The following is a 25,729-nucleotide window of genomic DNA, read 5'->3' as shown; positions in this document are numbered from 1 at the left end:
GATCATGCAACAGCGCCCGCCCGCCGAGCCCGGCATGCACGAGAGCGAGATCGACACGCCGGCCCTGATCATCGACCTCGATGCGCTCGAGGCCAATATGGACGCCATGGCCGCAGCCTGCCGCACGGCGGGGGTGCGGCTGCGCCCCCATGCCAAGACGCACAAGTCGCCCGTCATCGCCCATTGGCAGCGGGCGCGCGGAGCCATCGGCCAATGCGTGCAGAAGCCGGCCGAAGCCGAGATCCTGGCCTGGGGCGGGGTGGAGGATATCCTCGTCTCCAACGAGGTCGTGGCCCCCGCCAAGCTGAAGCGCCTGGCCGCGCTGACGCGCATGGCCCGCATATCGCTCTGTCTCGACGATCCGCGCATTCTGCCGCGGATCGAGGAGGCGGCGGCCGCGCTGGCGACGCGTCTGAACGTGCTTGTCGAGATCGACGTCATGGGCGGGGCGCGATGCGGTGTCGCGCCCGGGCCGGGCGCGGCGGAACTTGCCGCGCGCATCGCCGCAAGCCCGCACCTGACCTTCGGCGGGCTGCAGGCCTATCACGGCGCTGCACAGCATATGCGCCAGGTGGAGGAGCGCCAGGCGGCCATTCACCGCGCGGCGGAGCTGACGCGCCACACGATCGAGCTGATCGCACTCAAAGGCCTGTCCTGCGATATCGTCGGCGGTGCCGGTACGGGCACCTTCGCGTTGGAGGCGGACAGCGGCGTCTACAACGAGTTGCAGACCGGCTCCTACATCTTCATGGACGCCGATTACGCACGCAACGATCCGGCGCCCGCCTTCCGCCAGTCGCTCTTCGTCCTGTCGACCGTCATGAGCGCGCAGGCAGGCCGCGTCGTCGTCGATTGCGGCCACAAGGGCGTTGCGGTCGATAGCGGCCTGCCGCTCGTGGCCGGATGGGACGGCCGGCTGACCTGCGTCGGCGCCTCGGACGAGCACGGCACGCTGGCGCTTGCGGGCGGGATTACCGGGCCGGCGCCGGGTGAGATGTTGCGGTTGGTCCCCGGCCATTGCGACCCGACGGTGGACCGTTACGACTGGTATGTGGGACTGCGCGGCGAGCGGGTCGAAACCGTCTTCCCCGTGGCGGCGCGGGGGATGATGCAATGAGGCATGAGCAACCGAGCGAGGGCGCTTTAGCGGCATTGTTCTGCCTGCGCTGCCACGCGCGGAATGCGGCGAGGCTCGCCTATCGCTGCCCGGATTGCGGCGGGATCCTGCGTGTCGAGCGGCCCTTGCCGGCCGGCCGCCGGTGGCGGACATCCGATTTCGTCAGCGAGCGCGTGACGCTCGGCGAAGGCGGGACCCTGATGCGCAAGGTCCGGCCCGACCTCCTGCATGAGCGCTTCCACGGCCAGCTTTACGTGAAGGACGAGACGCGCAACCCCTCCGGCTCCTTCAAGGACCGGCTCGTGGCCGCCGCTGTCAGCCGCGCGCTCGCGCTGGGCGCACCGGGAATCGTCTGCGCATCCAGCGGCAATGCGGGCGCCGCGGCCGCCTGCTACGCGGCCAATGCGGGTGTGCCCGCCATCATCGTGTGCCCGGAATCGACGCCGGAGGGCAAGGTGGCCCAGATCGCCGCCTATGGCGCGACCTTCCACCGCGTTCCGGGCGATTATTCCCGTTCCTTTCAGGTCGGGATCGAGCTTGCTGCCGAGTCGGGTTTCGCCAACGTCACCACCACGTACCAGAACGCCTATGGCGTGGACGCGCTGCGCCTGGTGGGGCAGGAGATCCTGGACGATCTCTCCGGAAACGTGCCGGACTGGGTCGCGGTGCCGACGAGCTCGGGCCCGCTCGTCCATGGTGTCTGGCAAGGTTTCAGCGACTGGAGCGTGCAGGTCCCGCGCCTCGTCGCTGCCCAATCGGAAGGCTGTGCCCCGATCGCCACCGCCTTCCGGGAGGGCCTTCAGGACGTGTCACCCTGGCCCGCGCCGCACACGCTTGCCTCCGGCATATCGGACCCGCTCGCCTCCTACCCGGACGAAGGCAGCCTGACCCTGTCGCTGGTTCACGCGACGGGCGGGCAGGGCGTCGCGGTTCCCGATGCGATGATCCTGTCGGCCATGCACGACCTTGCCCGCCGCGCCGGGCTCTTCAGCGAACCGACGGGCGCCACGTCCCTGGCCGCCATGCGTCAACTTTTCGATGACGGCCTGATCGGTGAAGATGACACCATCGTCTGCCTCGTCACCGGCAACGGTGCGAAGGACTACGCCGCCTGGCGAACGGCGGATGGGCAGGTGTAAGACGCTGCCCACGGCCTCGGCCGGAAGGCGTCTGGGTGGCATTCGTTTTCAGCCGGCAGACGCATTGACGCCAGGGCGCTCCATCCCTATGGTCCGCCCACTTCGCGACTCTTGCAGCGCGTTTGTGAGCGCGTAGCTCAGTTGGTAGAGCACGTGACTTTTAATCATGGGGTCCAGGGTTCGAATCCCTGCGCGCTCACCATCAAGCCCATGACATCCCTGACCTACTCGGATCGCGGCTAGCGCCGGGGTTTCTGTGGGGTTCCAGAATGAAAGCGGCCCAAGGAGCCGGACCGCCCGACCATGGCCGGCCGGCAAGACCCTGGCACTGAGGAGGCTGCCGTTCGATCGAGCATGTCGACATGTTCACAGACACCAAAAGGTTCAACTGGGGTTGGATGCGGATTGACGGCTCTTAAAGGTAAAATGGCGGCTTAGCGCCCCGGTCCGGTTATTGGCGCAGCGTCGGCCGTTGCTGCAAAAGCAGATGCAACCATCGGCGTGACCATGTACGATAAGGCGGGTGCGGGCGGCTCCAACCGGTGCTAATGCATCAAGGCCTCCGCTAGCAGAGCGGAAAGGGCGCGCTCGTCTCCGTCGAAACTGTCGATCATCGCCGCTAGCACGCGCTCAGGCTCCAGGTGGGCATGATCGATAGTATAGCCGGCATTGGCCGCTAGCAGATTGAGAAAGGCCAGTTGGGTGCGCCCGTTGCCTTCCCGGAAGGGGTGCACCGCATTAATTTCCGCCAGCAGATGGGCAGTCCGCTGAACGAACATCTGCACTGGCAAAGCAGCAACCTCGTCCGGATCGCCATACTCAGCAAAAGCCTTGGCAAGAGACACTTGGATATATTCCGGAAAGCAGAACCAGTTTTGCCCTTTGCCAATGCGGATCGTGCGGATTTGACCCGCCCAGCCGTAGACATCTTGGAACAGGTGGTGATGCAGGCTGAGGTAGTGGTCCGGACCCAGGTCGCCGGCGGGAAAGGGCTCTTCGGCGCGCTCGAGGAACAGGATCAGTTCCGCCTCATCTAGTTCCTCCTGGACCTGGAGCTCCAGCAGATTGCGCAGCACCGTGGTGCCTGGATAGCAAAGTGGATCGGCCTCCGAGGTATAAGCCAAGCGACGCTACTTCTTACGAAAAAGCCCAATGATGTGGGTGCGCCTCTCTGCGCGGGACAGGCCTCTCTCGTCCATATCACGAACCAGTGTGGCCATGCGCGGGGATACCGTCAGGCCTTCGACAGCGCTGATGGCTTCGCCAGAGCGTCGGGTCAGCACGAAACGTCCGTTTTTGGCCGAGCGCTTCAGGTTCTGGACATCGAAGCTTTTTCCTGACGGGCCATCGACCTGCAGGAACCGGTCACTGTCAGCAGCACGAGCACATTTGCTTTTAGGATCGTTCATGGCTGTAATCTTACCATGGCTGCCACCCACCGCTAGTCAAAACTGACTCGGGCAGCCGCCGAGGCACGCACCGCCAAACCGATTCAGCCACGTGGGTTCGGTTCCTTTTCGCGAGCCGTGGTGTCGGGATGGGCCTCGCCGTACTTCTCGGTCACGAACGGGCCACTGCTGGTACTGCGGTAGGGTGAACCTGGACCATCGCCGTACAAGTCACGCGGCTCGGTCGGGTGGCCGGCACGGTTGCCAGCGGCCCTCCTACCGCTCCCAGTACCAGGCAGCGTAAACGCAGCTTCGGTCGTGGCCGCGGCGTTTCAGGATGGTGCGCAGGGAGCGCACGTCCTGTTTTTCGCAGGCGATGAAGATGAACGTATCGGGACCGGCGTTCTCAATGGCGGGGCGGGCGGTTTCGATGAGCCGACTATGGCTTGCGGCGCTGGAGTCGCTGCCGCGATGCAGCCAGTCGACGCGCAGTCCAGGCCGGCCCGGCAGGTAGGCTTCCTCGGCCGCGTCCTCGACCTCGATGATGGCCGTCAGCTGCGTGCCCTCCGGCGCCTCTTCCACGATGCGGGCCATGGCGGGCAGGGCGCTTTCGTCGCCAATCAGAAGGATGGACGGTGCGTGCGGTATGCCGCCGCTTCCGGGGCCTAGCAGGGCGGCGCGCTGCCCGGGCCGGGCGTCGCGCGCAAAGTCCGCGCCGGGCGTCGGCGTGTCGCAGGCGGTATGCTGCAGGAAGTCGATCGCAAGCGTGCCCTCTGCCGCGTCGACCGAGCGGATCGTGTAGGCGCGGGGTATCAGGGCATCCTCTCCCTCGGGCCAGTCGAGGCGCCCGTCATCCCTGTAGCCCGGCCAGACCGGTTCACGCCCCAGCGGGGGAATGAGAAGCCGCACGTGGATATCGCCCGTCAGGAAGGGGGTTACGTCCGCACAGGAAAACACCACCCTGCGCATGTTGCGTGTCACCGCGTGAGCCGAGATCACGGTGACCTCGTGAAGGTTCGCCACTGTGCCCGGCGCGGGCGGCTGGCGCCAGACGAGGCCGAGCGCGTCCGACCCGGCGAAATAGAACATGTGTTCGGCCAGGACGTTGCGGCTGAGGTCGAGCGCGGCCTGCGTCTGGCAGGCGAGCTCGATGTCGATCCGCCCGTCGATGAGTTGCAGCCGGGCCGAGCCCAGCGCATTGACGAGAACGGCCGTATCGCCATCGCGCCTGACCTCCGCATGCTCGACGAAATGGTCGCAGACCTCGTCCAGGATGGCGCGCGCCTTGGTCGGCGTCGCCGAGCCGGACAGTCGGAAAAGGTCGTGAACGGTCATGTCTCGATGTCCTTCGTGTCTGTCGCGCCCGGCCGGTGGCCTTCGGTGCGGTGGCGGCCGATGGGCAACATCATCGGGCGTCCGGACAGGGGATCGGTAACGATCCGGCTGTCGATGCCGAAGACGTGGCGCACCATGGCGGCCGTCAGCACATCCGCCGGCGCTCCGGCCGCATGCAGCCGACCGCCTGCCATGGCGATCAGCACGTCGCTGTAGCGCGAGGCGAGATTGAGGTCGTGCAGCACCATGACGACGGTGGTGCCACGGCGCTGGTTGAGATCGATGAGAAGGTCCAGAACCTCCACCTGGTGGCGGATGTCCAGAAAGGTGGTCGGCTCGTCCAGGAGGAGGATCTCCGTCTCCTGTGCCAGGGCCATGGCGATCCACACGCGCTGGCGCTGGCCGCCAGACAGTTCGTCGACCGGCCGCTCGGCAAGATCCAGCGTCCCGGTGGCGTCCATGGCTGCCGCCACGGCGCTTTCGTCCTTGCGGCTCCAGCGCGACAGGAGCCCCAGATGCGGGTTGCGGCCCCGGCCGACGAGGTCGAGGACGGTGATGCCCTCCGGCGCGATGGGCGATTGCGGCAATAGGCCGAGCCGCCGGGCCAGCTCGCGCGGCGCGGTCCGGTGAATGTCCTTTCCGTCCAGGAGCACATGGCCGCCCTGCGGGCGCAGAAGGCGGGACATGGCGCGCAACAGGGTGGACTTTCCGCAGGCATTGGCGCCGACGATCGCCGTGACACGCCCGGCTGCTACGGAAAGGTCCAGCCCCTCCAGAACCGGGCGGTCTCCATAGCCGGCCGACAAGCGGCCGACGGTCAATCCGTCCTGCGTCATAGCGACCTGTCCGTCCGGTTTACGCGGATGATGAGATAGATGAGGTAAGGCGCGCCCAGGGCGCCGGTCACGATGCCCACGGGCAGCCGCCCGGGAAGCAGGAACTGGCCGCAGAAATCCCCCGCCAGTACGAGGATGGCTCCGACGAGGGCGGATGGCAGGAGCAGGCTGCCATTCGCCCCGGCGATCCGCGCGGCGATCGGGCCGGACAGGAAGGACACGAAGGCGATCGGGCCCGTGACCGCCGTCGCCACCGCAATCATGCCGACCGCGCAGACGATGATGACGATCCGCGATGCCGCCACGCGCGTTCCGAGTGCGGCAGCCGTATCCTCGCCCAGGCGCAGGGCTTCCAGATCCCGCGCGCGAGACAGGAGGATCGCGCCGAACACCGCGAGTGCCAGGAGGAGCGGGAGCGCCTGGTCCAGCCGCGCGCCGTTGACGCTCCCCGTCAGCCAGCGGATGGCGTCTTGCCGGCTCCAGTCGGGCGCGCGCAGCAGCACATAGGCGATGAAGCTCTGCACCATGGCCGACACGCCGATCCCCACCAGGATCAGCCGTGTCCCCGCCTGGCCGCCGCGGATGGATAGAAGGTATATGGCCAAGGACACCGCAAGCCCCGCCAGGACCGCAATCAGCGATACGGCCGGACCGCTCATCGACAGGACGACGATGGAAAAGACGGCGGCCGCGCTGGCGCCCGAACTGATCCCGATGATGTCCGGGCTCGCCAGCGGGTTGCGCAACATGATCTGGAAGGCGACGCCGCCCAGCCCGAAGCTCATGCCCGCAAGGACCGACAAGACGGCGCGCGGCAGGCGCAGCGTCCCCACGGTGAAGCCTGCCCCCGCGACCGTTTCGCCCAGGAGCACCCTGGCGACATCGGCCAGCGGGACATAGGATTGGCCGAACATCAGCGTGGCCGTGAAGGCCACGGCCACGATGAGCGCGAGCGCCAGGCGCAGCCCTGCCCTTCGCTGCCGTGCGCGGCGCCGGATGGCGCCGAGGGGGGAGCCGGCGGCAAGGCTCATAATTCACGAGCCCGGCGGTGGCGGACCAAGGATATGAAGATCGGCCCGCCGATCATTGCGGTGACGATGCCGACATCCAGCTCTGCAGGACGGGCGACGATCCGGCCCATGATATCGGCCCCCGTCAGCAGCGCAGCGCCGCAGAGTGCGCAAAGCGGCAGGAGCCATCGATGGTCGATGCCGACGAGCAGTCGGCAGAAATGCGGAACCACGAGCCCGACAAAGCCGATCGGACCGCAGAGCGAGGTGGCCGCTCCGCATAGGACGATGGCGCCGAAGGCGGCGCCGATGCGCGCCGGCTGCACGCGCTCACCCAGGCCCGCGGCCAGATCGTCACCCAGCGCCAGGAGGTTCAGCTTGCGCGCACAGATAAGGCTGACGACATAGCCGACGAGGAATATCGGCAGGACCGCGAGCGTCCTGTCCATGGTGGCGCCTCCGACGCCGCCGATCTGCCAGTCCTGGATGCCGCCCGCAATGTCGTTGCGCGGCAGGACGACTGCAAGGACGAGAGAGGAGAAGGCGATGGATGTCGCCGCGCCGGCCAGAGCGAGCTTGAGCGGCGTGGCGCCACCGCGCCCGAGCGAGCCGATCGTGTAGACGAAAATGGCGGCGAGCGCGGCGCCCGATATGGCCGTCGTTACGAACTGGTAGGGTGTCGACATGCCGAACCAGGCAATGCCGATCACCAAGGCCAGGGTGGCGCCGGTGTTGACGCCGAGTATGCCGGGATCGGCCAGCGGATTGCGCGTGATGCCCTGCATGACGGCCCCGGCCAAAGCCAGCGCAGCGCCCGAAAGAACGGCCAGCAGCGTGCGTGGAATGCGAAGCTCAACAGTCGCCCGCAGGAGCGGGTCCCCCTGGCCGCGAAGCGCGGTCATGACATCCTGCCAGCTCGTCTCACGCGTGCCGACGGCCAGCGACAGGGCGCAGAAAAGGCACAGCGCCGCCAGCGCGCCCGCAAGACACAGGAGCCGGGACCGGCTGGAGCGCTTTGGGGTCGAGGCAGCGTTGTGGGACGTCGGCCCGGTCATCGGGCCTTCGCCGCAGCCTCCGCCAGAAGCTTCACATAGCTGTCCAGCACATAGGGAATGGACAGCGGCGTCGGGTTCGCCGCCGTGCCGAGCGGGTCGCGGCCAAGGCCGATGACGGCGCCGTTGCGGATGGCGGGCAGGGTCTTGATCAGCGCGTTCGCCTTGACCTGTTCGATTGCAGCGGGATCACCATAGGTGACGACGATGTCGACATCGTCGAACAGGTCCACGCGCTCGGCGCTGATGGAGCCGGAAAATTGCCCGGTGCGAGAGGCATCGCGCACGCTCCGCGGCGATGCAAGGCCGAGATCCTCGAAGAACTTCACCCGCGTGTCGTTGGCCGTGTAGAAGTTGATGGTGCTGAGGTCGAGCGGGTTGATATGGGTGACGAACATGGCGGTCTTGCCGGCAAGCACGGGGTTGGCCGCCGCTGCATCGGCGATCTCACCCTCCAGCCTGGTGATCAGGGCATCGCCCTCGGCCGCGCGGCCCATCGCCCGGCTGTTCAGCCGGATCATGTCGCGCCAGTCCGTCGACCAGGGCGCCTGCGGATAGGCCACCACCGGCGCGATTTGCGACAGCGTGTCGTAATCGGCCTGGCTGAGGCCCGAATAGGCGGCCAGGATCACATCCGGCCGCACGGCCGCCACGGCCTCGAAGTCGATGCCATCGCCTTCGTCGAAGAGGGCCGGCGGCTCGGCGCCGAGCGTCTGGAGCTGACTGGCCACCCATGGCAGCAGCCCATCCCCGTCATCATCGCCGAAATTGGCGCGGGCAAAGCCCACGGGCACGACGCCGAGCGCCAGCGGCACCTCGTGATTGGCCCAGGCGATGGTCGCGACGCGCTGGGGCTGCGCCTCGATCACGCTCGTTCCGAGGGCATGCTCGATGACGATGGGATAGGTTTCGTCGGCTAGAGCGGGGGCACAGGCCGCGAGCGTGGTGGCGAGCGCGGCGAGCCAGCGGCGAAGGAATGTCTTCATGGTCGCGGCTGCCTTACCAGGTGTAGCGCAGGGTGACGTCGACTTCTGTCCCGGTATTGTAGAAATCCGCCCCGAAGCCGCCATAGGCCACGTATTTCTTGTCGAAGAGGTTGCGGGCATTCGCCTGCAGGGTGGCGTTCTCGGCGATCTCGTAGACCAAGACCGCATCGAATTCCGTGTGGCCGCCGACGCCGATCGTGTTCGCATCGTCGAAATAGTACTGGCCTTCGTAACGGGCGCCGACACCGAAGGTCAGGTTTCCGCGCCGGCCGGCGCCAGGCAAGGTGTAGGTCAGGAAAGCGGAGGCGATATGCTCAGGCACGAAGGCCGGGCGGTTGCCTTCATTGCCGAGCGTCCCGTTCTCGACGATCTCAGAATCCAGGTACGAATAGCTGCCGATCAGGTTGAAGTTGTGAGGCAATTCGGCTTTGGCTTCGATATCCAGGCCGCGCACCTCGATCTCTCCGATCGGCACGCGCTGCAGGGTGATCGGGTCGGTGCGGGTCAGGTTGTCGCGCGTCAGGTCGTAGATGGATGCCGTCACGAGTGCCGGGAACGCGTCCGGCTGGTACTTCACGCCAAGCTCGTACTGTTCCCCCGTCTCGGGCTTCACGCCGATGGCCGCCGGCACGACCGATTCCGAATAGCTGCCGAAGACCGAGACTTCGTTCGTGAGAAGGTAGGTCAGGCCGAACCGCCCGGTCGTTTCGCTGAGATCGTCCGAGAGCGTGACGTCGGTAAAGTTGTTCGTCTGTTCGAGGTCCAGCCAGTCGTTGCGGATGCCGGCCGTCACGATGAACTTGTCGAAGAAGGTCAGTTCCTCCTGCGCATAGAGCGCCTTGGTGCGCTGGTCCGTCTTCTGGCTGGAGATGGTCGGCAGCAAGGTCGGGCCGCCCGTATAGAACGGGTTGCGTACGTCGATGGGCGGGGCGGCGCCGAAGAGTGTGTCGTTGTTCCCCGATGCGTCGCGATATTCGAAGCCAAAGAGCGTGCGGCTCTTCACACTGTTGAAGCTCGTTTCGTAAAGGCCGTGCACATCGGCCACGAACACGTCCGAGCCGCTGTCATTGCCGAAGAAGGAGCGGTTGGCGATGGTCGAGCCAGCCACCGGCGAGCTGCTGATATAGGCGTAGCCGAAATCGCTGTCCAAGCTGGAATAGCGCGCCGTGGAGGCGATCTTGAAGCCGTTGTCGAAATCATGGTCGAAGAACAGGCTGACCGTGTCGCGCTGCGTGCCGCGATAGTTGTAGGACGGCTCGCCGAAGAAGGCGCTGCGGGGAAAATCGAAGCCGATGGGTTGCCCGCCGCTGCCGGGCACGCTGTCGATATTGAGATGATCATAGACGATGCTGAGATTGGTGAAGGCCGTCGGCCGCCAGGTGATGCCGCCCTGGAAGAACTTTTCGTCGTCGTTCGAGTAATCGTATTCCTTGTCGGAATCCTGCAGCTTTCCGGTGACGCGGACCGAGACCGTATCGTCCGCCGTCAGATTCGTGCCGCCGTCGAAGCCGATCTCCTTGTGGTTGAAGGAGCCGCCCGTCACATAGACCTCTCCGAACGTATCGCGCCGCGGCCGCTTGGTGATGTAGTTGATCACCCCGCCAGGCGCCGCCAGCCCGAAGCCGGTGGAGTTGGCGCCGCGCAGCACCTCGATATTGTCGAAGGCGTAGATTTCTTCACGCGGGGCGCCGAAGGGCAGGCCCAGCGGCAGGCCGTCCCGGAACGCATAGGCATCCAGGCCACGAATGCGAATGAAGTCGAACCGGTCGTCGGAGCCGTAGAAGCCCGTCGAGACGCCGGCCGTATAGTCGAGCGCCTCTTCGACGGTGCTGGCATTGCGCAGCGCGATCTCTTCCGGCGTGATGACGGAGACGGAGGCCGGCGTCTCGAAAAGGCGGGTCGGCATGCGGCTGCCGGCTGTCGTGTCCTCTACGATCAGCCCGCTATAGTAGCCCCCGCCGAAGATGCTGCTGCCGTCGCTGTTGTCGACGACGACCGTATCCAGAACGATCGTTCCCCCATCCGCAGCGGCGGCCGGAGCAGGCTCCTGCGCCAGCGCGCCCTGCGGCATCACCGCCAAAGCCGTGCAACCCGCCAGAAGCGATGCTGCCAAGGCGCGAAGCCGGGAACGGTCGGCGGAAGGGGAAAGCGAGCTGTTCGTCATATGTGCGCCATTCGGATCGAGCGGGGCCCCGGCACCTCCGAACGGCGCTCATCGCCCCCGGAACCGACACCTCTTGGGTGCCGGTAGAACTAATATGACAAGTCGAGTCAACTTAGTTCGGGTGCCTTTGGGCGAATGTGTGGAGGCGCCGGGCGAGGTGTTGCGGGACGGAGACAGGGGTCATCCCCGAGGCCGGCCTGGACCGGTTGCCGCTATCGTAGATTTGGCATCCGGTCCGTTTGCGTCCGATCGGGCCGCGCGATATGAACCGGGCATGAAGTCTGAAGGCGCGATGCCGTGATCGGCGAACTGTCCTATCCCACCGCCGTGCTGGCGGGAGCGTTGTCGTTCCTGTCGCCCTGCGTTCTGCCGCTTGTGCCACCTTACCTCTGCTACATGGCCGGCGTTTCGGTGGACGAGCTGCGGGCCGGGCGCGCCGTATCGGCGGCGCGTCAGGGGCGTGTCGTCCTGAGTGCGGTGCTCTTCGTCCTGGGTTTTGCGACGGTCTTCGTCGCGCTGGGAGCGGGCGCTTCGACGATCGGCCAGATCCTGCGGCGCAATCTCGATATTCTCGGTATTCTGGCCGGAATCGCCATCATCGTGATGGGGCTCAATTTCCTGGGCGTCTTCCGCCTGTCCTTCCTCTCGCGCGAGGTGCGCCTTTCCGCGCCGGACCGCCCGCGCAGCTTCTGGGGCGCCTATCTGATGGGACTGGCCTTCGCCTTTGGCTGGACACCCTGCATCGGCCCCGTTCTCGGGGCCATTCTGGGCCTGGCCGGAACGCAGCAGACGGTGGGCCAAGGCGCCGTTCTGCTCGGCTTCTATTCGGCCGGGCTCGGCATTCCCTTCATTCTGGCGGCAAGCTTCTCGGGCGCGTTCCTGCGGTTGGCCGGGCGCTTCCGCGCTCATTTCGCCACGGTCGAGAAGGCCATGGGGGGCCTTCTGGTCGTGACCGGCCTCCTGTTCCTGACCGGCGGCATGCAGGCCATGTCCTTCTGGCTGCTTGAAACCTTTCCCGCCCTTCAGACCATTGGCTGACCACACGCCCTGAACGGAACGAGACGCATGACAAGAAGCTGCCTTTCCATCATCCTGGCCGCGGGCGAAGGCACGCGGATGCGCTCCGGCATGTCCAAGGTCCTGCATCCGGTGGCCGGGCTGCCGCTGGTCGGCCATGTCGCCGATGCGGCAGCGGCCGCCGGCGCGGATGCCATGGCCGTGGTGACGGGCCGGGACAGCGAAGCGGTCGAGCGCTTCGTGGCCGCGCGGTTCCCGGCAGCCAGCTTCCATCGGCAGATCGAGCGGCTCGGAACGGCGCATGCGGTCCTGGCGGCGCGCGATGCCATTGCGCAGGGTTACGACGATCTCCTGGTCCTGTTCGGCGATACGCCGCTGCTGACGGCCGATACGCTGCGCACGGCGCGCGCGCTGCTGGGCACGGGGGCCGGGGTCGTCGTCCTCGGCTTCCACACGCAGCGTCCGGAAGGCTACGGCCGCCTGATCGTGGCTGACGGGCAGCTCCACGCCATCCGCGAGGAGAAGGACGCTTCGCAAGCAGAGCGTGCGATCACCTTCTGCAACGGCGGCGTCATGGTGCTGGACGGTCGCCGGGTTGCGCCGCTTCTGGATGCGATCGGCAACGACAATGCCAAGGGTGAATACTACCTGACCGACATCGTCGCCCTGGCGCGTCAGGCCGGCCACGGCGTCGTGGCGCTGGAGGCGGACGCCTCCGAACTCGTCGGCGTCAACACGCGGGTGGAACTGGCCGAAGTCGAGGCCGCCTGGCAGGCCCGCCAGCGGCGACAGGCCATGCTGGGCGGGGCCACGATGATCGATCCGTCGAGCGTCTTTCTGGCCCACGATACCGTGTTGGACGCCGATTGCGTGATCGAGCCGAATGTCGTCTTCGGCCCGGGTGTGCGCATCGGCACCGGGGCCGTGATTCATGCCTTCTGTCACCTGGAAGGCGTGACCATCGCCGAGGACTGCGCCGTCGGCCCCTTTGCCCGGCTGCGGCCGGGAACGCAGCTCGGGCAAGGGGCGAAGGTCGGCAATTTCTGCGAGACCAAGAACGCGGAGGTCGAGGCCGGCGCCAAGATCAACCACCTGTCCTATATTGGCGATGCCCGCGTGGGGGCCGGCGCCAATATCGGCGCGGGCACGATCACCTGCAATTACGATGGCGCGCTCAAGCACCATACGGATATTGGGTCCGGCGCCTTTGTCGGCTCCAACTCCTCCCTTGTCGCGCCGGTGCGCATCGGGGATGGCGCCTATGTGGCGTCCGGCAGCGTCGTCACCGAGGATGTCCCGCCGGATGCCATGGCCATCGCGCGCGGGCGGCAGGTGAACAAGGATGGCTACGGACGCACCGTGCGGGAACGCAACGCCGCTGCCAAGGCGGCGCGGAGCGGCAAGGCCTGACGGCATCGCGCGAAGCCTCTTTGCGGCGATACGATGCGACATGAAATGTGACGCTGCCTGTGCAGCGACATCGTCTATGCAGGCGGTGGACAAGACGGAGTAGCTCTATGTGCGGAATCATCGGAATCATCAGCACGCGGCCGGTGGCGGAACGGCTCGTGGATTCGCTGAAGCGGCTCGAATATCGGGGCTATGATTCCGCCGGAATCGCCACGCTCGATGGCGGCCGCATGGACAGGCGCCGTGCCGAGGGCAAGCTGCGCAACCTGGAAGCGCTGCTCGCCCAGGAGCCGCTGCCCGGAACCATCGGCATCGGCCATACACGCTGGGCGACGCACGGTGCGCCGACCGTCGCCAATGCGCATCCCCATGCCAGTGGCCGCGTCACCGTCGTCCACAACGGCATCATCGAGAACTTCCGCGAATTGAAGGCCGAGCTGATCGCGCAAGGCTACGGCTTTTCCAGCGATACCGACACGGAGACCGTCGCCGTCCTGGCCGCGCGTGAGGTTGATCGCGGGGCCGCCCCGCGTGAGGCTGTCGAGCGCATCCTGCCGCGGCTCGAAGGCGCATTTTCTCTGGCCTTCCTGTTCGAGGGGGAAGAGGATCTCCTCATCGCCGCCCGGCGCGGCAGCCCGCTCGCCATCGGCGCGGGCGAGGGCGAGATGTTCCTGGGGTCGGACGCCATCGCCCTGTCGCCCTTCACCGACGAGGTGCGCTACCTGAACGATGGCGACTACGCCGTTCTGACACGCTCCAGCGCGCAGATTTTCGATGCCAAGGGCAGGAGCGTCGAACGTCCTGTACGCCGGGCCGTCGGCCGCACGTTCCAGGTCGACAAGGGCAATTACCGCCACTTCATGCAGAAGGAAATGTTCGAACAGCCGGAGGTCCTCTCGCATACGCTGAGCGCCTATGTGGACATGGCCACGGGCCGGGCGCGCCTGCCGCAGGGTGAGACGATCGATTTCTCCAAGGTTCGCCGCATCGCTCTGTCGGCCTGTGGCACCGGCTACTACGCCGCGCTCGTCGGCCGCTACTTCTTCGAGCGTTACGCGCGCATCGCCTGCGATCTCGACGTGGCGTCGGAGTTCCGGTACCGCGAAAGCCCGCTGGAGGATGTCGATCTGGCGCTGTTCATCTCGCAATCGGGCGAAACGGCCGACACGCTGGCGTCCCTGCGCTACGCAAAATCCTGTGGCCTGAAGACGGCGGCGCTCGTCAACGTGCCGGAATCCACCATTGCCCGCGAAGCCGATGTCGCCTGGCCGACACTCGCCGGCCCGGAGATCGGCGTGGCGTCCACCAAGGCCTTTACCTGCCAGTTGATCGCGCTGGCTGCGCTTGCCGTCAATGCCGGCGTCCAGCGCGGCGTGCTGGATGCGGATGCGGAGCTGGAACTGACGCGCATCCTGATGGAGGCGCCGCGGCTCGTGAACGAGGCCCTGCAGTTGGAGGGTGAGACGGAAGACTTCGCCCACGACCTGGCCGGCAAGCGCCATGCACTTTACCTCGGCCGTGGCTTCTCCTATCCTCTGGCACTGGAAGGCGCTTTGAAGCTCAAGGAAATCAGCTACATACATGCAGAAGGTTATGCGGCGGGTGAGCTCAAGCACGGCCCAATCGCGCTGATCGACGAGACGATGGATGTCGTCGTGGTGGCGCCCTATGACCGGGTGTTCGACAAGACCGTCTCCAACATGCAGGAGGTCGCGGCGCGGGGCGGGCGCATCCTCCTGATCACCGATGCGAAGGGCGCCAGGGCGGCCGGCATGGAGGATATCGGGCTTCTCGTCCTGCCGGAGATGCCGGAAATCCTGACGCCCATCGTCTACAGCATTCCCCTGCAGCTCCTTGCCTATCACACCGCGGTCCAGATGGGCACGGATGTGGATCAGCCGCGCAACCTGGCGAAATCCGTCACGGTGGAATAAGCGTCCAGGGCCGTCAGCCCGCCTTGAGCAGCCGGACGGCCTCGTCCTTGCCGAAGAGGTAAAGGAGCTGCCGCATGGCGGCGCCACGGGGTGTTTCGAGCGTCGGATCGCGCGTCAGCATCAGGCGCGCATCGTCCCGCGCAATCTCCATCAGGTCTGCATGCTCGTCCAGCCGCGCCATGCGGAAGCTTTGCAGGCCGGACTGGCGGGTGCCGAGAATATCGCCTTCGCCCCGCAGTTTCAGATCCTCTTCCGCAATGCGGAAGCCGTCCTCGGTTTCCCGCAAGATGGCGATCCGAGCCCGGGCGGTTTCGCCGAGCGGGCCGCGATACAGGAGTACGCAGCTCGATGCGCGGCTGCCGCGCCCCACGCGGCCCCGCAACTGGTGAAGCTGCGACAGGCCGAACCGCTCCGCATGTTCGATAACCATGATGGAGGCTTCCGGCACGTCGACGCCCACCTCGATGACGGTCGTCGCCACGATGATGCGCGTCTGCCCGGACTTGAAGGCCGTCATGGCGGCGTCCTTTTCCTCCGCCGACATCTGGCCATGGACGAGGCCGACCGCATCGCCGAACAATTGCCTGAGCGATGCGTAGCGCTCGTCGGCGGCCGTCAGATCGCTCTTCTCCGACTCCTCCACAAGCGGGCAGACCCAGTAGACACGCTCGCCCTGTTCGATGGCGCGGCCGACCCGGTTGGCGATTTCCCCGAGCCGTTCCATAGGGACGGCAACGGTTGTGATCGGCTGGCGGCCTGCTGGCTTTCCATGCAGCCGCGACACGTCCATATCGCCGAAGGCGGCCAGGACTAGCGTGCGTGGAATGGGCGTGGCAGTCATGACGAGCAGGTCCGGGGCGTTGCCCTTGCGTGTCAGCTGAAGGCGCTGATGCACGCCGAAGCGATGCTGCTCGTCCACGACGACGAGGCCGAGCCGCCCATAGGCGACATCGTCCTGGAACAGGGCATGCGTCCCGATCACGATATCGACCTGTCCCGAGGCGATGGCTTCCAGCTTGGCCGCGCGTGCGCGCCCGTTGTCGCGCCCGGTCAGAAGACAGAGAGACAGCCCGGCAGCCTCGGCGATTGCCGCCATGCCGGCATGGTGCTGGCGGGCCAGGATTTCCGTCGGGGCCAGAAGCGCGCTTTGCGCGCCGGACTCACGCGCGGCCGCCATGGCCAGAAGGGCGACCACCGTCTTGCCGGCACCGACATCGCCTTGCAACAGGCGGATCATACGCTCCGGCGCGGCCATGTCGGCATGGATTTCCCGGAGCGCCTGCGCCTGCGCCTGCGTCAGCGTGAAGGGCAGCGCCGCTTCGATACGGCGGCGCAGCGTGCCATCGCCACCCAGGACCTGGCCGCGTGTCTTGCGCATACGCTGGCGTGACAGCGCCAGTGCCATCTGGCTTGCTAGGAACTCGTCATAGGCGAGGCGGCGCCAGGCGGGGGCCTGCGGCGTCGCGTCCAAGGGTGTCTGCGGTGCGTGGATCCGCTTCAAGGCCTGATCGAAAGCCGGCAATCCGTGCCGCCGGACGAGTTCGGGATCGATCCATTCCGGCACGTCTGGCACACGCTCCAGGGCCGCGTCGATGGCTTTGCGCAGCGTGCGGGCGGCAAGGCCGGCGGTCAGCGGATAGATCGGCTCCACCAGCGCCATGAGCTCCGCCTCGGCGACCGGGGCGACGAAGTCGGGATGGACCATGGCGGCGCGGCCGTTGAAGCGCTCCACCTTGCCGGAGACGATCATCTCCTCGCCCTCTGGCAGCAGCCGTTCCAGCCACGGCCGGTTCGGCCGGAAGTAGGTCAGGGTAATCTCGCCCGAGGCGTCCTCCGCCAGGATACGGGCCGGCTGGTTGCCTGCTGCCTTGGCCGGATAGGCATGCCGGCCGATGCGCAGGCACAGCGTGACGATCTCAGCCTCCGGGGCGTCGGCCACAAGCACCCTCCGCCGGCGGTCGATCGTCCCGCTCGGCAGGTGGAAGAGAAGGTCGCGGACCTTGGCATCGGCGGCGCCGGCCGGTGCGATAAGGCCGGTCATCAGCCCGCCGACCTTCGGGCCGATGCCCGGAAGGCTGGTCACGGAAGCAAAGAGGGGGTCGAGGGTGGATGGGCGCATGACAACCCCAATATCCTGTGGCGATGCGCGCTGCAAAGGCTGACAGGAGCCGTCCGCATGCCTATATGGTCCCGTCCCGGCGCGCTTCTTCGCGCGCTGGCTGCCCGCGCGTCCGATGCCGGGCCCCGCGCGCTCTGAAGGAAAGACATCGATGTCCGGTACGAACCTCTCGTCCAGTGAACTCGACATTCGCAGGCGCAAGGCGCTGTTCCGCTCCTGGCATCGTGGCACGCGCGAGATGGACCTCGTGCTTGGCCGTTTCGCCGATGCCGAGCTGGCCGGGTTGACCGATGCCGAGCTCGATGTCTACGAGGCGCTGATGGAGGAGCCCGACCGGGAGATCTTCTCCTGGATCACCGGCACGGAGGCGGTGCCGGCACACTTCGATACGACGATCTTCCGGCGCATCCGCGATTTCTACGCCTTGCCGGAAGGGTCCGCGCAATGAGCCAGACGCCGGACCTGAAGAAGCGGCTCGCCCGGGCCGGCAGTGTCACGATCGGCAACGTGCTGGACGGCTATGTTCCCTTCGTTCTGGCGGAGATTGCAAGGCTGCGCGGTGGCGACAAGCCGATCCTGTTCATCATGCGCGATGGCGGCCGGATGGGAGAGATCGAGGACGCTCTGCGTTTCGTGGCGCCCGAGCTGCCCGTGCTCAGCCTGCCGGCCTGGGATTGCCTTCCTTACGATCGCGTCGGCCCCTCAGCGGGCACGGCGGCCACGAGGCTTGCCGCGATGGCGGCCATCGCCGAGCTGCGCGAGAAGCCGCACCGCGCCATCATCCTGACGACAGCCAATGCGGCGCTGCAGCGAATGCCCCCGCTCGCCACCCTGGCCGATGAAACGATCCGCGCCCGGGCCGGCAACCGCATCTCCATGGGCCATATCGTCAACGCCCTGCAACTGGGCGGCTTCGAGCGGGTCACGACCGTGCGGGAGGCCGGCGAATTCGCGGTCCGGGGTGGCATACTGGACCTCTTCGCCCCGGGCGAGGATGACCCTGTGCGGCTGGATTTCTTCGGCGATACGCTGGAGACGATCCGCTCCTTCGACCCCGCAACCCAGCGCAGCACCGGAACGCGCAAGACCTTCGAACTTGCCCCCGTCTCGGAAGTGTCCCTTCGGGACGAGGCAATTTCACGCTTTCGCAGCAACTACATTAAGCGGTTCGGGGCGCCCGCGCGCGAGGATGGGCTCTACGCCTCCATCTCGGAGGGCAAGCGCTTTGCTGGCATGGAGCACTGGCTGCCGCTCTTCTACGACCGGGTGGAGACGCTGTTCGATTATGTCGACGGCTTCCCCGTCGTCCTGGACCATCTTGTGATGGAAGCCTTCGGCGAGCGGCGCAAGCTGATCGAGGATTACTACGCATCGCGCAGGCAGAGCGTGGCGGCGGAAAGCGCCGGTGGCGTGCCGTACAATCCGGTCCAGCCGGACGAATTGTATCTGCCGCTGGACGAAGTCACGGACCGCATCGCCGGGACCACGCCGGTTCGGCTTTCGGCCTATGCACAGACGGATGCTGCCGCGGCGACCGACATCGTCAACCTCGACGTGGCGCGCGGGCGCAACTTTGCCGGCGAGCGCCAGGCCGGCGACGTCAACGTCTTTTCCGCTGCGGTGGATCACATCGCGCGCCTGCGTGCCGATGGCCGCCAGGTGATCCTGGCCGCCTGGACCGAAGGCTCCCGCGAGCGTTTGACCCAGATCGTCGAGGAACACGGCCTCGGCAACATCAAACCCGCCGACAGCCTGAAACAGGCTCTGGAAAACGGGCGCCATATGGTGGCGACGGCGGTCCTGGGGCTGGAATCCGGCTTTGAAACCGACCGCATCGCGGTTGTCGCCGAACAGGACATACTGGGCGACCGGCTGATCCGGCGCGCGCGGCGGCGCAAGCGTGGGGCCGACTTCATTTCCGAGGTCGCCGGTCTGGCGGAAGGCGATATCGTCGTCCATGTGGATCACGGCATCGGGCGCTTCGTCGGCCTGAAGACGATCGAGGCCGCGGGCGCCCCGCATGATTGCGTCGAACTGCGCTATGCCGGCGACGACCGGCTGTTTCTGCCGGTGGAAAATATCGAGCTCCTGTCACGCTATGGCGGCGAGGGGACCGAAACCCTGCTCGACAAGCTGGGCGGCGGCGCCTGGCAGGCGCGCAAGGCCAAGCTGAAGAAGCGTCTTCTGGATATGGCGGGCGAACTCATCCGCATCGCGGCCGTGCGCGAAACGCGCGGCGCGCCCAAGCTTCTGCCGCCCGAGGGCCTGTGGGACGAGTTCCAGGCGCGGTTCCCCTATGAGGAAACCGAGGACCAGCTCGCGGCCATCGAGGCTGTGGTCGAGGATCTGGGCGCCGGGCGGCCGATGGATCGCCTGGTCTGCGGCGATGTCGGCTTCGGCAAGACGGAAGTTGCACTGCGGGCCGCCTTCATCGCGGCCATGAACGGGCTTCAGGTCGCCGTCGTGGTCCCGACCACGCTTCTGGCGCGCCAGCACTACAAGACCTTCTCCGAGCGCTTCCGCGGCCTGCCGCTGAACCTTGCCCAGGCGTCGCGGCTGGTGACGGCCAAGGAGCTGAACGCAACCCGCAAGGGGCTTGCGGAAGGCACGGTCGACATCGTCGTCGGCACGCATGCGCTCCTGGGCAAGACCATCGACTTCAAGAATCTCGGCCTGCTCATCATCGATGAGGAGCAGCATTTCGGCGTGAAGCACAAGGAGCGGTTGAAGGAGCTCAAGTCCGACATCCACGTCCTGACCCTGTCCGCAACGCCGATCCCCCGCACCTTGCAACTGGCGCTCACCGGCGTGCGGGAATTGTCACTCATTACCACGGCGCCGGTCGACCGGATGGCGGTGCGCACCTTCGTTTCACCCTTCGATCGGCTCGTCGTGCGCGAAACGCTGCTGCGTGAGCGCTACCGCGGCGGGCAAAGCTTCTATGTGGCGCCGCGCCTGTCGGATATTGCCGGGATCCGCGAGTTCATGGAGGCGGAAGTACCGGAGCTGAAGGTGGCCGTCGCCCACGGCCAGATGCCGGCCGGGGAGCTGGACGATATCATGAACGCCTTCTACGAAGGCCAGTACGACGTTCTCCTGTCCACGACGATCGTGGAATCCGGGCTGGATATCCCGACTGCCAATACGCTGATCGTCCATCGCTCCGACATGTTCGGCCTGGCGCAGCTCTACCAGATCCGCGGCCGTGTCGGGCGCTCCAAGCAGCGCGCCTACGCCCTCCTGACCATTCCCGCCAACAAGACACCGACCGCCGGGGCCGACCGCAGGCTGAAGGTTCTGCAATCGCTCGACACGCTCGGCGCCGGTTTCCAGCTTGCCAGCCACGATCTCGACCAGCGCGGGGCCGGCAACATACTGGGCGAGGAGCAGAGCGGCCATGTAAAGGAAGTGGGGTTCGAGCTCTATCAGCAGATGCTCGAGGAAGCCGTGGCGGAAATGAAGGGCGTGGAGCCCGAAAGCAATGGAAGCTGGTCGCCGCAGATCACCCTTGGCACGGCGGTCATGATCCCGGAAAGCTACGTTCCGGACCTGCAACTGCGGATGACGCTCTATCGCCGCCTTGCCGAGCTTGCCGACGCCAAGGAGATCGATGCCTTCGGCGCCGAGCTGATCGATCGTTTCGGCCCGCTGCCGAATGAGGTCGATCATCTTTTGAAAGTCGTCTTCATCAAGTCCCTGTGCCGGCGCGCCAATATCGAAAAGCTGGATGCCGGCCCGAAGGGGCTCGTCATCCAGTTCCGTGACCGCAACTTCGCCAACCCGGCGGCACTGGTGCGCTATATCGGCGAACAGGGCGTATCGGCCAAGATTCGGCCCGACCAGTCCATCGTCCTGATGCGCGACTGGGCCAAGCCCGAGCAGCGTTTGAACGGCGCAGCCGTCATCGCCACGCAACTTGCCCGCATGGTCGATAAGGTCGCCGACACCGCTGCCTGAGAGCCAGGTTTCGGGACCGCGCCGAGCCGATGGCCTCCGCAGCCGTTCGGGCAACAAAAAAGGCGCACCGGGCGGCGCGCCTTTCAAATTTTACAGATGCGTTGGAGCGAGTGTCAGCCCGCCGTGCGGATCAGCATGAAGGCTGGAATATCGTCCCCGAAGCCGACGGTCGTGCGGTCGTCACGCCCATCGTCGCGCCCGCGCTGCGGGCGCTGCGGCTGTGCGGTCGGCTGTTGCACCGGCGCCTGCGGGCGTGCCGCCTCACGCGGGCGGGCGGCGCGGCCACGTGCCGGCTTCTCGTCCTTGGGCGGCAGGTTGTCGTCTGTGGACACGGTCACGTCGGAAGCAACGGGCGCTTCGTCAACGATAGCCTCCGGTGCTTCACTCGCGTCATCGCCTTCGGCCGGGGCTTTCGCGCGGGCGGGCTTGCGCGAGCGCGAAGGCGCCGCCGCCGCGCCGTCCTTGCGGGACCCGCGCTTGCCGCGGCGTTCCTTCTCTTCACCGGGGCTTTCCACCACGGTGGACAGATCGCCGTCCGCCCAATCGATATCCTTGGCGATCAGCTTTTCGATCGCATCCAGATACTTCTGATCGCCGCGTGACACGAGCGTATAGGCCTTGCCCGAACGCCCGGCGCGTCCCGTCCGGCCGATGCGGTGGACGTAGTCCTCGGCATGGATCGGAACGTCGAAATTGAAGACATGGCTGACAGCCGGAATGTCGAGGCCGCGCGCCGCGACATCGGAGGCAACCAGCAGGGACAGCTTATCGTCCCGGAAGGCCTGCAGCGTCATGGTGCGGCTGCGCTGATCCATGTCTCCATGCAGGGCGCCGACGGAGAAGCCGTGCTTGCTGAGCGAGCGGAAAAGCAGTGATACGTCCCGCTTCCGGTTGCAGAAGATGATCGCATTGGTGAGCGACTCGCCTTCGGCGCGGATAAGGCCGCGCAGCGTCTCGCGCTTCTCGAAATCCTTGGAGCCGGTTGCGACAAGCTTCTGCTCGACCGTCTGCGCCGTGGAGGATGCCTTGGCCACTTCCACGCGGACAGGGTTCTGAAGGAACTGGTCCGCAAGGCGGGTGATTTCCGGCGGCATGGTCGCAGAGAAGAAGAGCGTCTGCCGCGTGAAGGGAATGAGTTTGCAGATCCGCTCGATGTCGGGGATGAAGCCCATATCGAGCATGCGATCGGCCTCGTCGATCACCAGCACCTCGACGCCCGTCATCAGAAGGCGGCCGCGCTCGAAATGATCCAGAAGCCGGCCCGGCGTGGCGATGAGCACGTCGACACCGCGTTCCAGCTTGCGGTTCTGATCCTCGAAGGAGACGCCGCCGATCAGGAGAGCGACATTCAGCCTGCTGTTGACGCCGTACTTCTCGAACGACTCCTCGACCTGCGCGGCGAGCTCACGTGTCGGCTCAATGATGAGCGTGCGTGGCATCCGTGCGCGGGCGCGGCCCTTTTCCAGAAGGGTCAGCATCGGCAGCACGAAAGATGCTGTCTTGCCGGTGCCGGTCTGCGCAATTCCCAGAACGTCTCGACGCTCGAGCGCATGGGGGATCGCCTGGGCCTGAATGGGAGTGGGCTCGGTGTAACCGGCCTTCTCGACGGCCGCCAGTACCTTGGCGCTGAGTCCGAGCTCGGAAAATAGCATGTAAGCGGCTAATCTCTTTTGGTAGGAACGATCGCGGATAATGTCACGATGGCTTTCAGGAGCCCCGGCCATAGAACTCGACGGCGCTCATGTCAAGTTGTGGCAATATTGCGGCGTGCTGTCGGGCGCGAATCTAAGTGGCCGGAAGTCGGCTCGGTCTTCTTTGCTTTTGGGCCGCTTTGCGGCCCGTCAGCTGCTTTGAAGCTGCGCCAGGGGCGCCGAGAGGCGGACCACCAGACCATCCGCGGCGTAGAGCTGCTGCGCGCCCCCCATTCCAAGGAGCCCACGTCCGACAAGGCGCGAGCCGAAGCCGCGGCGCGTGGGTGCCGATACAGTCGGTCCCCCGCGTTCGCGCCATCGCAGGACGACGGAGTCGGCCCCGTTTTCGTCTTCGATGGTCCATGCCAGCTCGACCTGTCCGGTGTCGTTGGACAAGGCGCCGTACTTCAAGGCGTTGGTGCCGAGCTCGTGGAGCAGAAGGGAGGAGGAGAGGGCTGCCGTGGCGCCCAGACGCAGCGATGGGCCGCTCGCCTTGACCCGGTGGGCGATGCCGAGCGTGCCGAGGGCGCCGGCCACGATCTCGTCCAGCGGCGCATCCGCCCATTGTTGTTGCAGGAGCACCGTATGGGCGGACGCCAGAGCATGCAGGCGCCGCAGGAACGTATCGACCAGGGGGCGCTCGCTCACGCCGCTGAGCGTCTGTGAAGCGATCGCCTGGACGGTGGCGAGCGTGTTCTTCAGCCGGTGGCTCAGTTCCAGGTTCAGGATGCGCTGATGCTCTTCCGCGCGTGCGCGGGCAATGGCCGATTGCGCGCGGTCCGCCACCTGACGGATGAAGGCGATATCCTCTTCGGTCAATTCGCGCCGCGTCTTATAATGCACGAAGGCCAGCAGCACGATCTGACCGTGTTCGATGACCGGCAGGTTCACGAGCGCAGCTATGCCGAGTTCATCGAACTGGCTCGCTTTGTCACGGGTACGCGGATCAGCGCTCACATCCTGAATGATGACGGCCTGTCCGGCTTTCAGGTCGTTGATGAAGGTGCCATAGTCACGAAACCGGTAAAGGCCGGTCAGCTCCGCCGTCCCGGGCGCGCACCAGTTCGACGCCAATTCGACCGTCTCGGCGACTGCGTCCACAGTGCCGATGCCGGCCCGTGCGGCGCCGAGGGTCTCCGCCGTCACCTCGGCAGCGACTTGCGCGATTGCCGAAACGTCCGTCAACAAACGGATCCTGTCGCCCAGTTTGAGCAGGGCGTCGCTGCGCTTCATCTGGAGAACGCGTGCGCTGACGTCGAATCCTTCGACGAAGATCCCCGTCACGCTGCCGGAGGCATCGCGGATTGGCTGGAATATGAAGTCGAGATAGCGCTCGATCGTCGGCGCACCGGGCTTTGGCTGGACATCGTAGCGGGCTGCCGATGTCGTATAGGCTTCGCCCGTGCGGTAGACCGTGTCCAGGAGCTGCAGGTAACCCTGCTCGGCGGCGTCCGGCAGCGCCTGCGCCACAGACTTACCCACGACATCGGTCCGACCGATAATGCCGAGATAGGCGCGATTGACCATCTCGAAGACATGGTCCGGCCCACGCAGGAGGGCCATGAAGCTCGGCGCATCGTCGAACATTGCGGAAAACTGGCGCAGATCGGCCGAGACGCGCTCATGCGCCGTTGACAGGGCACGCAGGAGCTCGCCGCGCTCGGCCACCACGCCGCGCAACTCGATCTGCGCCATGACCTGTGAGGCGAGCGTCTCGAGGGCGTCGGTCTGTCGCTTCGTCAGTCCGCCCGGTCGCGGAACCGTGTCGATGACACAGAGCGTTCCCAGAACATTGCCGGAGCGGTCGCGCAGCGGCGCGCCGGCATAGAAGCGAATATGCGGTGGCGCTGTCACCAGCGTGTTGGCAGACGTCCGCGGATCGAGCGTGAGATCGGGTATGACCGTCACGCCGTCCTGCAGGATCGCATGAGCGCACACCGATTGGGACAGCGGCGTCTCTGTCGGCTCGAAGCCGACGCGCGATTTGAACCATTGCCGCTGTCGATCGACCAGGCTGACCAGCGCGACCGGGGCATCGCATATATATGTCGCGAGCCGCGTCAGCCTGTCGAAATTCTCGTCTGCCGGCGTGTCCAGGATGTCCAGGGCCTCGAGCGCAGCCAGCGCCGCCTCGCGGGCGTCGCAGAAGGGCAGGTCGCCGCCCGACGCCGAAGTGGGCCTATCGATGTCGTCGGGCATGGGCTGTGACAATCTGAAGTCCGTCGTTGAGAAGCGGCCGCACATTAGTGGTTTCCGCGCCAGTAGCAAAGCTGGCGCTCGGATGGGTGATTCATAGCGGGAGAGGGCGGAATTTTATGGCCCCGGCATCGCCCGCATCCAGGTCTTGCCACGTCGGCGCGGCGGGAACCATTTGTTTTTTCGAGCCTTTCCAAGTTTCATGATGGTTGGGTGAAAAAGGGTGTTGACGCCCGGACGGGATGCGCCTAAATAACGGCCATCGAGACGGCGGGAGCGCTGGACGGGACTGAGGGGGCCGGTTTGGTCTGATTGGTTCTGGTATGACTGGATCGGGCGGCATGCCTGTTTGATCCGGTCGGGTTTTTGCGCTCTTGC

At 66.1% G+C, this 25,729-nt stretch carries 19 protein-coding genes and 1 tRNA gene; 8 read left to right on the top strand and 12 right to left on the bottom strand.

All coding sequences use genetic code 11. From position 1 onward, the window contains the following. Positions 1-4 precede the first annotated feature (4 nt). The 3 genes from AUL30_RS17215 (at position 5) to AUL30_RS17205 (ending at position 2,458) form a co-directional block, all read left to right on the top strand. Complete coding sequence (locus tag AUL30_RS17215; protein ID WP_062229144.1) at positions 5-1,117, top strand: DSD1 family PLP-dependent enzyme; 1,113 nt, start codon at positions 5-7, stop codon at positions 1,115-1,117. Then, complete coding sequence (locus AUL30_RS17210) at positions 1,114-2,256, top strand: pyridoxal-phosphate dependent enzyme (protein WP_083508032.1); 1,143 nt, start codon at positions 1,114-1,116, stop codon at positions 2,254-2,256. Before AUL30_RS17215 ends, AUL30_RS17210 begins: the two co-directional genes overlap by 4 nt. Positions 2,257-2,382: 126 nt before the next feature. Then, positions 2,383-2,458: transfer RNA gene (locus tag AUL30_RS17205), tRNA-Lys, on the top strand. Between the two features lie 343 nt (positions 2,459-2,801). Here the strand turns inward: AUL30_RS17205 and AUL30_RS17200 are convergent. The 8 genes from AUL30_RS17200 to AUL30_RS17170 all read right to left on the bottom strand — a co-directional run bounded on the left by AUL30_RS17200 (position 2,802) and on the right by AUL30_RS17170 (position 11,027). After that, complete coding sequence (locus AUL30_RS17200; RefSeq protein ID WP_062229142.1) at positions 2,802-3,380, bottom strand: Fic/DOC family protein; 579 nt, start codon at positions 3,378-3,380, stop codon at positions 2,802-2,804. Between the two features lie 6 nt (positions 3,381-3,386). After that, complete coding sequence (locus AUL30_RS19870; RefSeq protein WP_157070272.1) at positions 3,387-3,665, bottom strand: hypothetical protein; 279 nt, start codon at positions 3,663-3,665, stop codon at positions 3,387-3,389. 255 nt (positions 3,666-3,920) lie between these two features. Further along, entirely contained in the window at positions 3,921-4,979 is a 1,059-nt protein-coding gene (locus AUL30_RS17195) for a DUF2218 domain-containing protein (RefSeq protein WP_062229141.1), read from the bottom strand. Next, a complete protein-coding gene (locus AUL30_RS17190; RefSeq protein WP_062229140.1) occupies positions 4,976-5,815 on the bottom strand; it encodes an ABC transporter ATP-binding protein in 840 nt (279 codons plus the stop codon). The genes AUL30_RS17195 and AUL30_RS17190 overlap by 4 nt, the downstream gene beginning before the upstream one ends. Then, positions 5,812-6,846: a FecCD family ABC transporter permease gene (locus tag AUL30_RS17185; RefSeq protein WP_062229139.1), complete on the bottom strand. Its 1,035-nt coding sequence runs from the start codon at positions 6,844-6,846 to the stop codon at positions 5,812-5,814. Before AUL30_RS17185 ends, AUL30_RS17190 begins: the two co-directional genes overlap by 4 nt. After that, the gene (locus AUL30_RS17180; RefSeq protein WP_062229138.1) at positions 6,843-7,880 is read right to left on the bottom strand and encodes a FecCD family ABC transporter permease; all 1,038 of its coding nucleotides are present in this window, start codon (positions 7,878-7,880) and stop codon (positions 6,843-6,845) included. Before AUL30_RS17180 ends, AUL30_RS17185 begins: the two co-directional genes overlap by 4 nt. Further along, complete coding sequence (locus AUL30_RS17175; protein WP_062229137.1) at positions 7,877-8,863, bottom strand: iron-siderophore ABC transporter substrate-binding protein; 987 nt, start codon at positions 8,861-8,863, stop codon at positions 7,877-7,879. Before AUL30_RS17175 ends, AUL30_RS17180 begins: the two co-directional genes overlap by 4 nt. Positions 8,864-8,876: 13 nt before the next feature. Next, positions 8,877-11,027, bottom strand: coding sequence for a TonB-dependent siderophore receptor (locus tag AUL30_RS17170; protein WP_062229136.1), 2,151 nt, complete (start codon positions 11,025-11,027; stop codon positions 8,877-8,879). A 300-nt stretch (positions 11,028-11,327) separates the two neighbouring features. Between AUL30_RS17170 and AUL30_RS17165 the strand changes: the two genes are divergently transcribed. The 3 genes from AUL30_RS17165 to glmS all read left to right on the top strand — a co-directional run bounded on the left by AUL30_RS17165 (position 11,328) and on the right by glmS (position 15,388). Next, entirely contained in the window at positions 11,328-12,065 is a 738-nt protein-coding gene (locus AUL30_RS17165) for a cytochrome c biogenesis CcdA family protein (protein ID WP_083508065.1), read from the top strand. A gap of 27 nt (positions 12,066-12,092) precedes the next feature. Beyond that, positions 12,093-13,454 (top strand): bifunctional UDP-N-acetylglucosamine diphosphorylase/glucosamine-1-phosphate N-acetyltransferase GlmU, encoded by a 1,362-nt coding sequence (glmU, locus tag AUL30_RS17160; protein WP_062229134.1) that lies wholly within the window; start codon positions 12,093-12,095, stop codon positions 13,452-13,454. A 107-nt stretch (positions 13,455-13,561) separates the two neighbouring features. After that, the gene (glmS, locus tag AUL30_RS17155) at positions 13,562-15,388 is read left to right on the top strand and encodes a glutamine--fructose-6-phosphate transaminase (isomerizing) (protein WP_062229133.1); all 1,827 of its coding nucleotides are present in this window, start codon (positions 13,562-13,564) and stop codon (positions 15,386-15,388) included. Positions 15,389-15,401: 13 nt separating this feature from the next. Here the strand turns inward: glmS and recG are convergent, their stop codons facing one another. After that, a complete protein-coding gene (gene recG / locus AUL30_RS17150) occupies positions 15,402-17,507 on the bottom strand; it encodes an ATP-dependent DNA helicase RecG (RefSeq protein WP_062229132.1) in 2,106 nt (701 codons plus the stop codon). 151 nt (positions 17,508-17,658) lie between these two features. On the opposite strand from recG, the gene AUL30_RS17145 reads away from it, so the two are divergent. After that, positions 17,659-17,955, top strand: coding sequence for an FAD assembly factor SdhE (locus AUL30_RS17145; RefSeq protein WP_062229131.1), 297 nt, complete (start codon positions 17,659-17,661; stop codon positions 17,953-17,955). After that, a complete protein-coding gene (mfd, locus tag AUL30_RS17140; RefSeq protein WP_062229130.1) occupies positions 17,952-21,464 on the top strand; it encodes a transcription-repair coupling factor in 3,513 nt (1,170 codons plus the stop codon). The genes AUL30_RS17145 and mfd overlap by 4 nt, the downstream gene beginning before the upstream one ends. A gap of 113 nt (positions 21,465-21,577) precedes the next feature. Here mfd and AUL30_RS17135 read toward each other — a convergent pair whose 3' ends face one another. The 3 genes from AUL30_RS17135 to AUL30_RS20025 form a co-directional block, all read right to left on the bottom strand. Beyond that, positions 21,578-23,116 carry a DEAD/DEAH box helicase gene (locus AUL30_RS17135; RefSeq protein ID WP_062229129.1) on the bottom strand — a complete coding sequence of 513 codons (1,539 nt, stop codon included), beginning with the start codon at positions 23,114-23,116 and terminating at the stop codon, positions 21,578-21,580. 189 nt (positions 23,117-23,305) lie between these two features. Next, positions 23,306-25,366, bottom strand: coding sequence for a GAF domain-containing protein (locus AUL30_RS17130; protein WP_157070270.1), 2,061 nt, complete (start codon positions 25,364-25,366; stop codon positions 23,306-23,308). 102 nt (positions 25,367-25,468) lie between these two features. After that, a partial coding sequence (locus AUL30_RS20025; RefSeq protein WP_210173823.1) for a hypothetical protein occupies positions 25,469-25,729 on the bottom strand: 261 nt, incomplete at its 5' end.

This window comes from Aureimonas frigidaquae, from assembly GCF_001463905.1.
In the GTDB taxonomy this organism is placed as follows: domain Bacteria; phylum Pseudomonadota; class Alphaproteobacteria; order Rhizobiales; family Rhizobiaceae; genus Aureimonas; species Aureimonas frigidaquae.
Note: the sequence above shows the minus strand (reverse complement) of the source record. Positions and strands in the feature narration are given on the sequence as shown.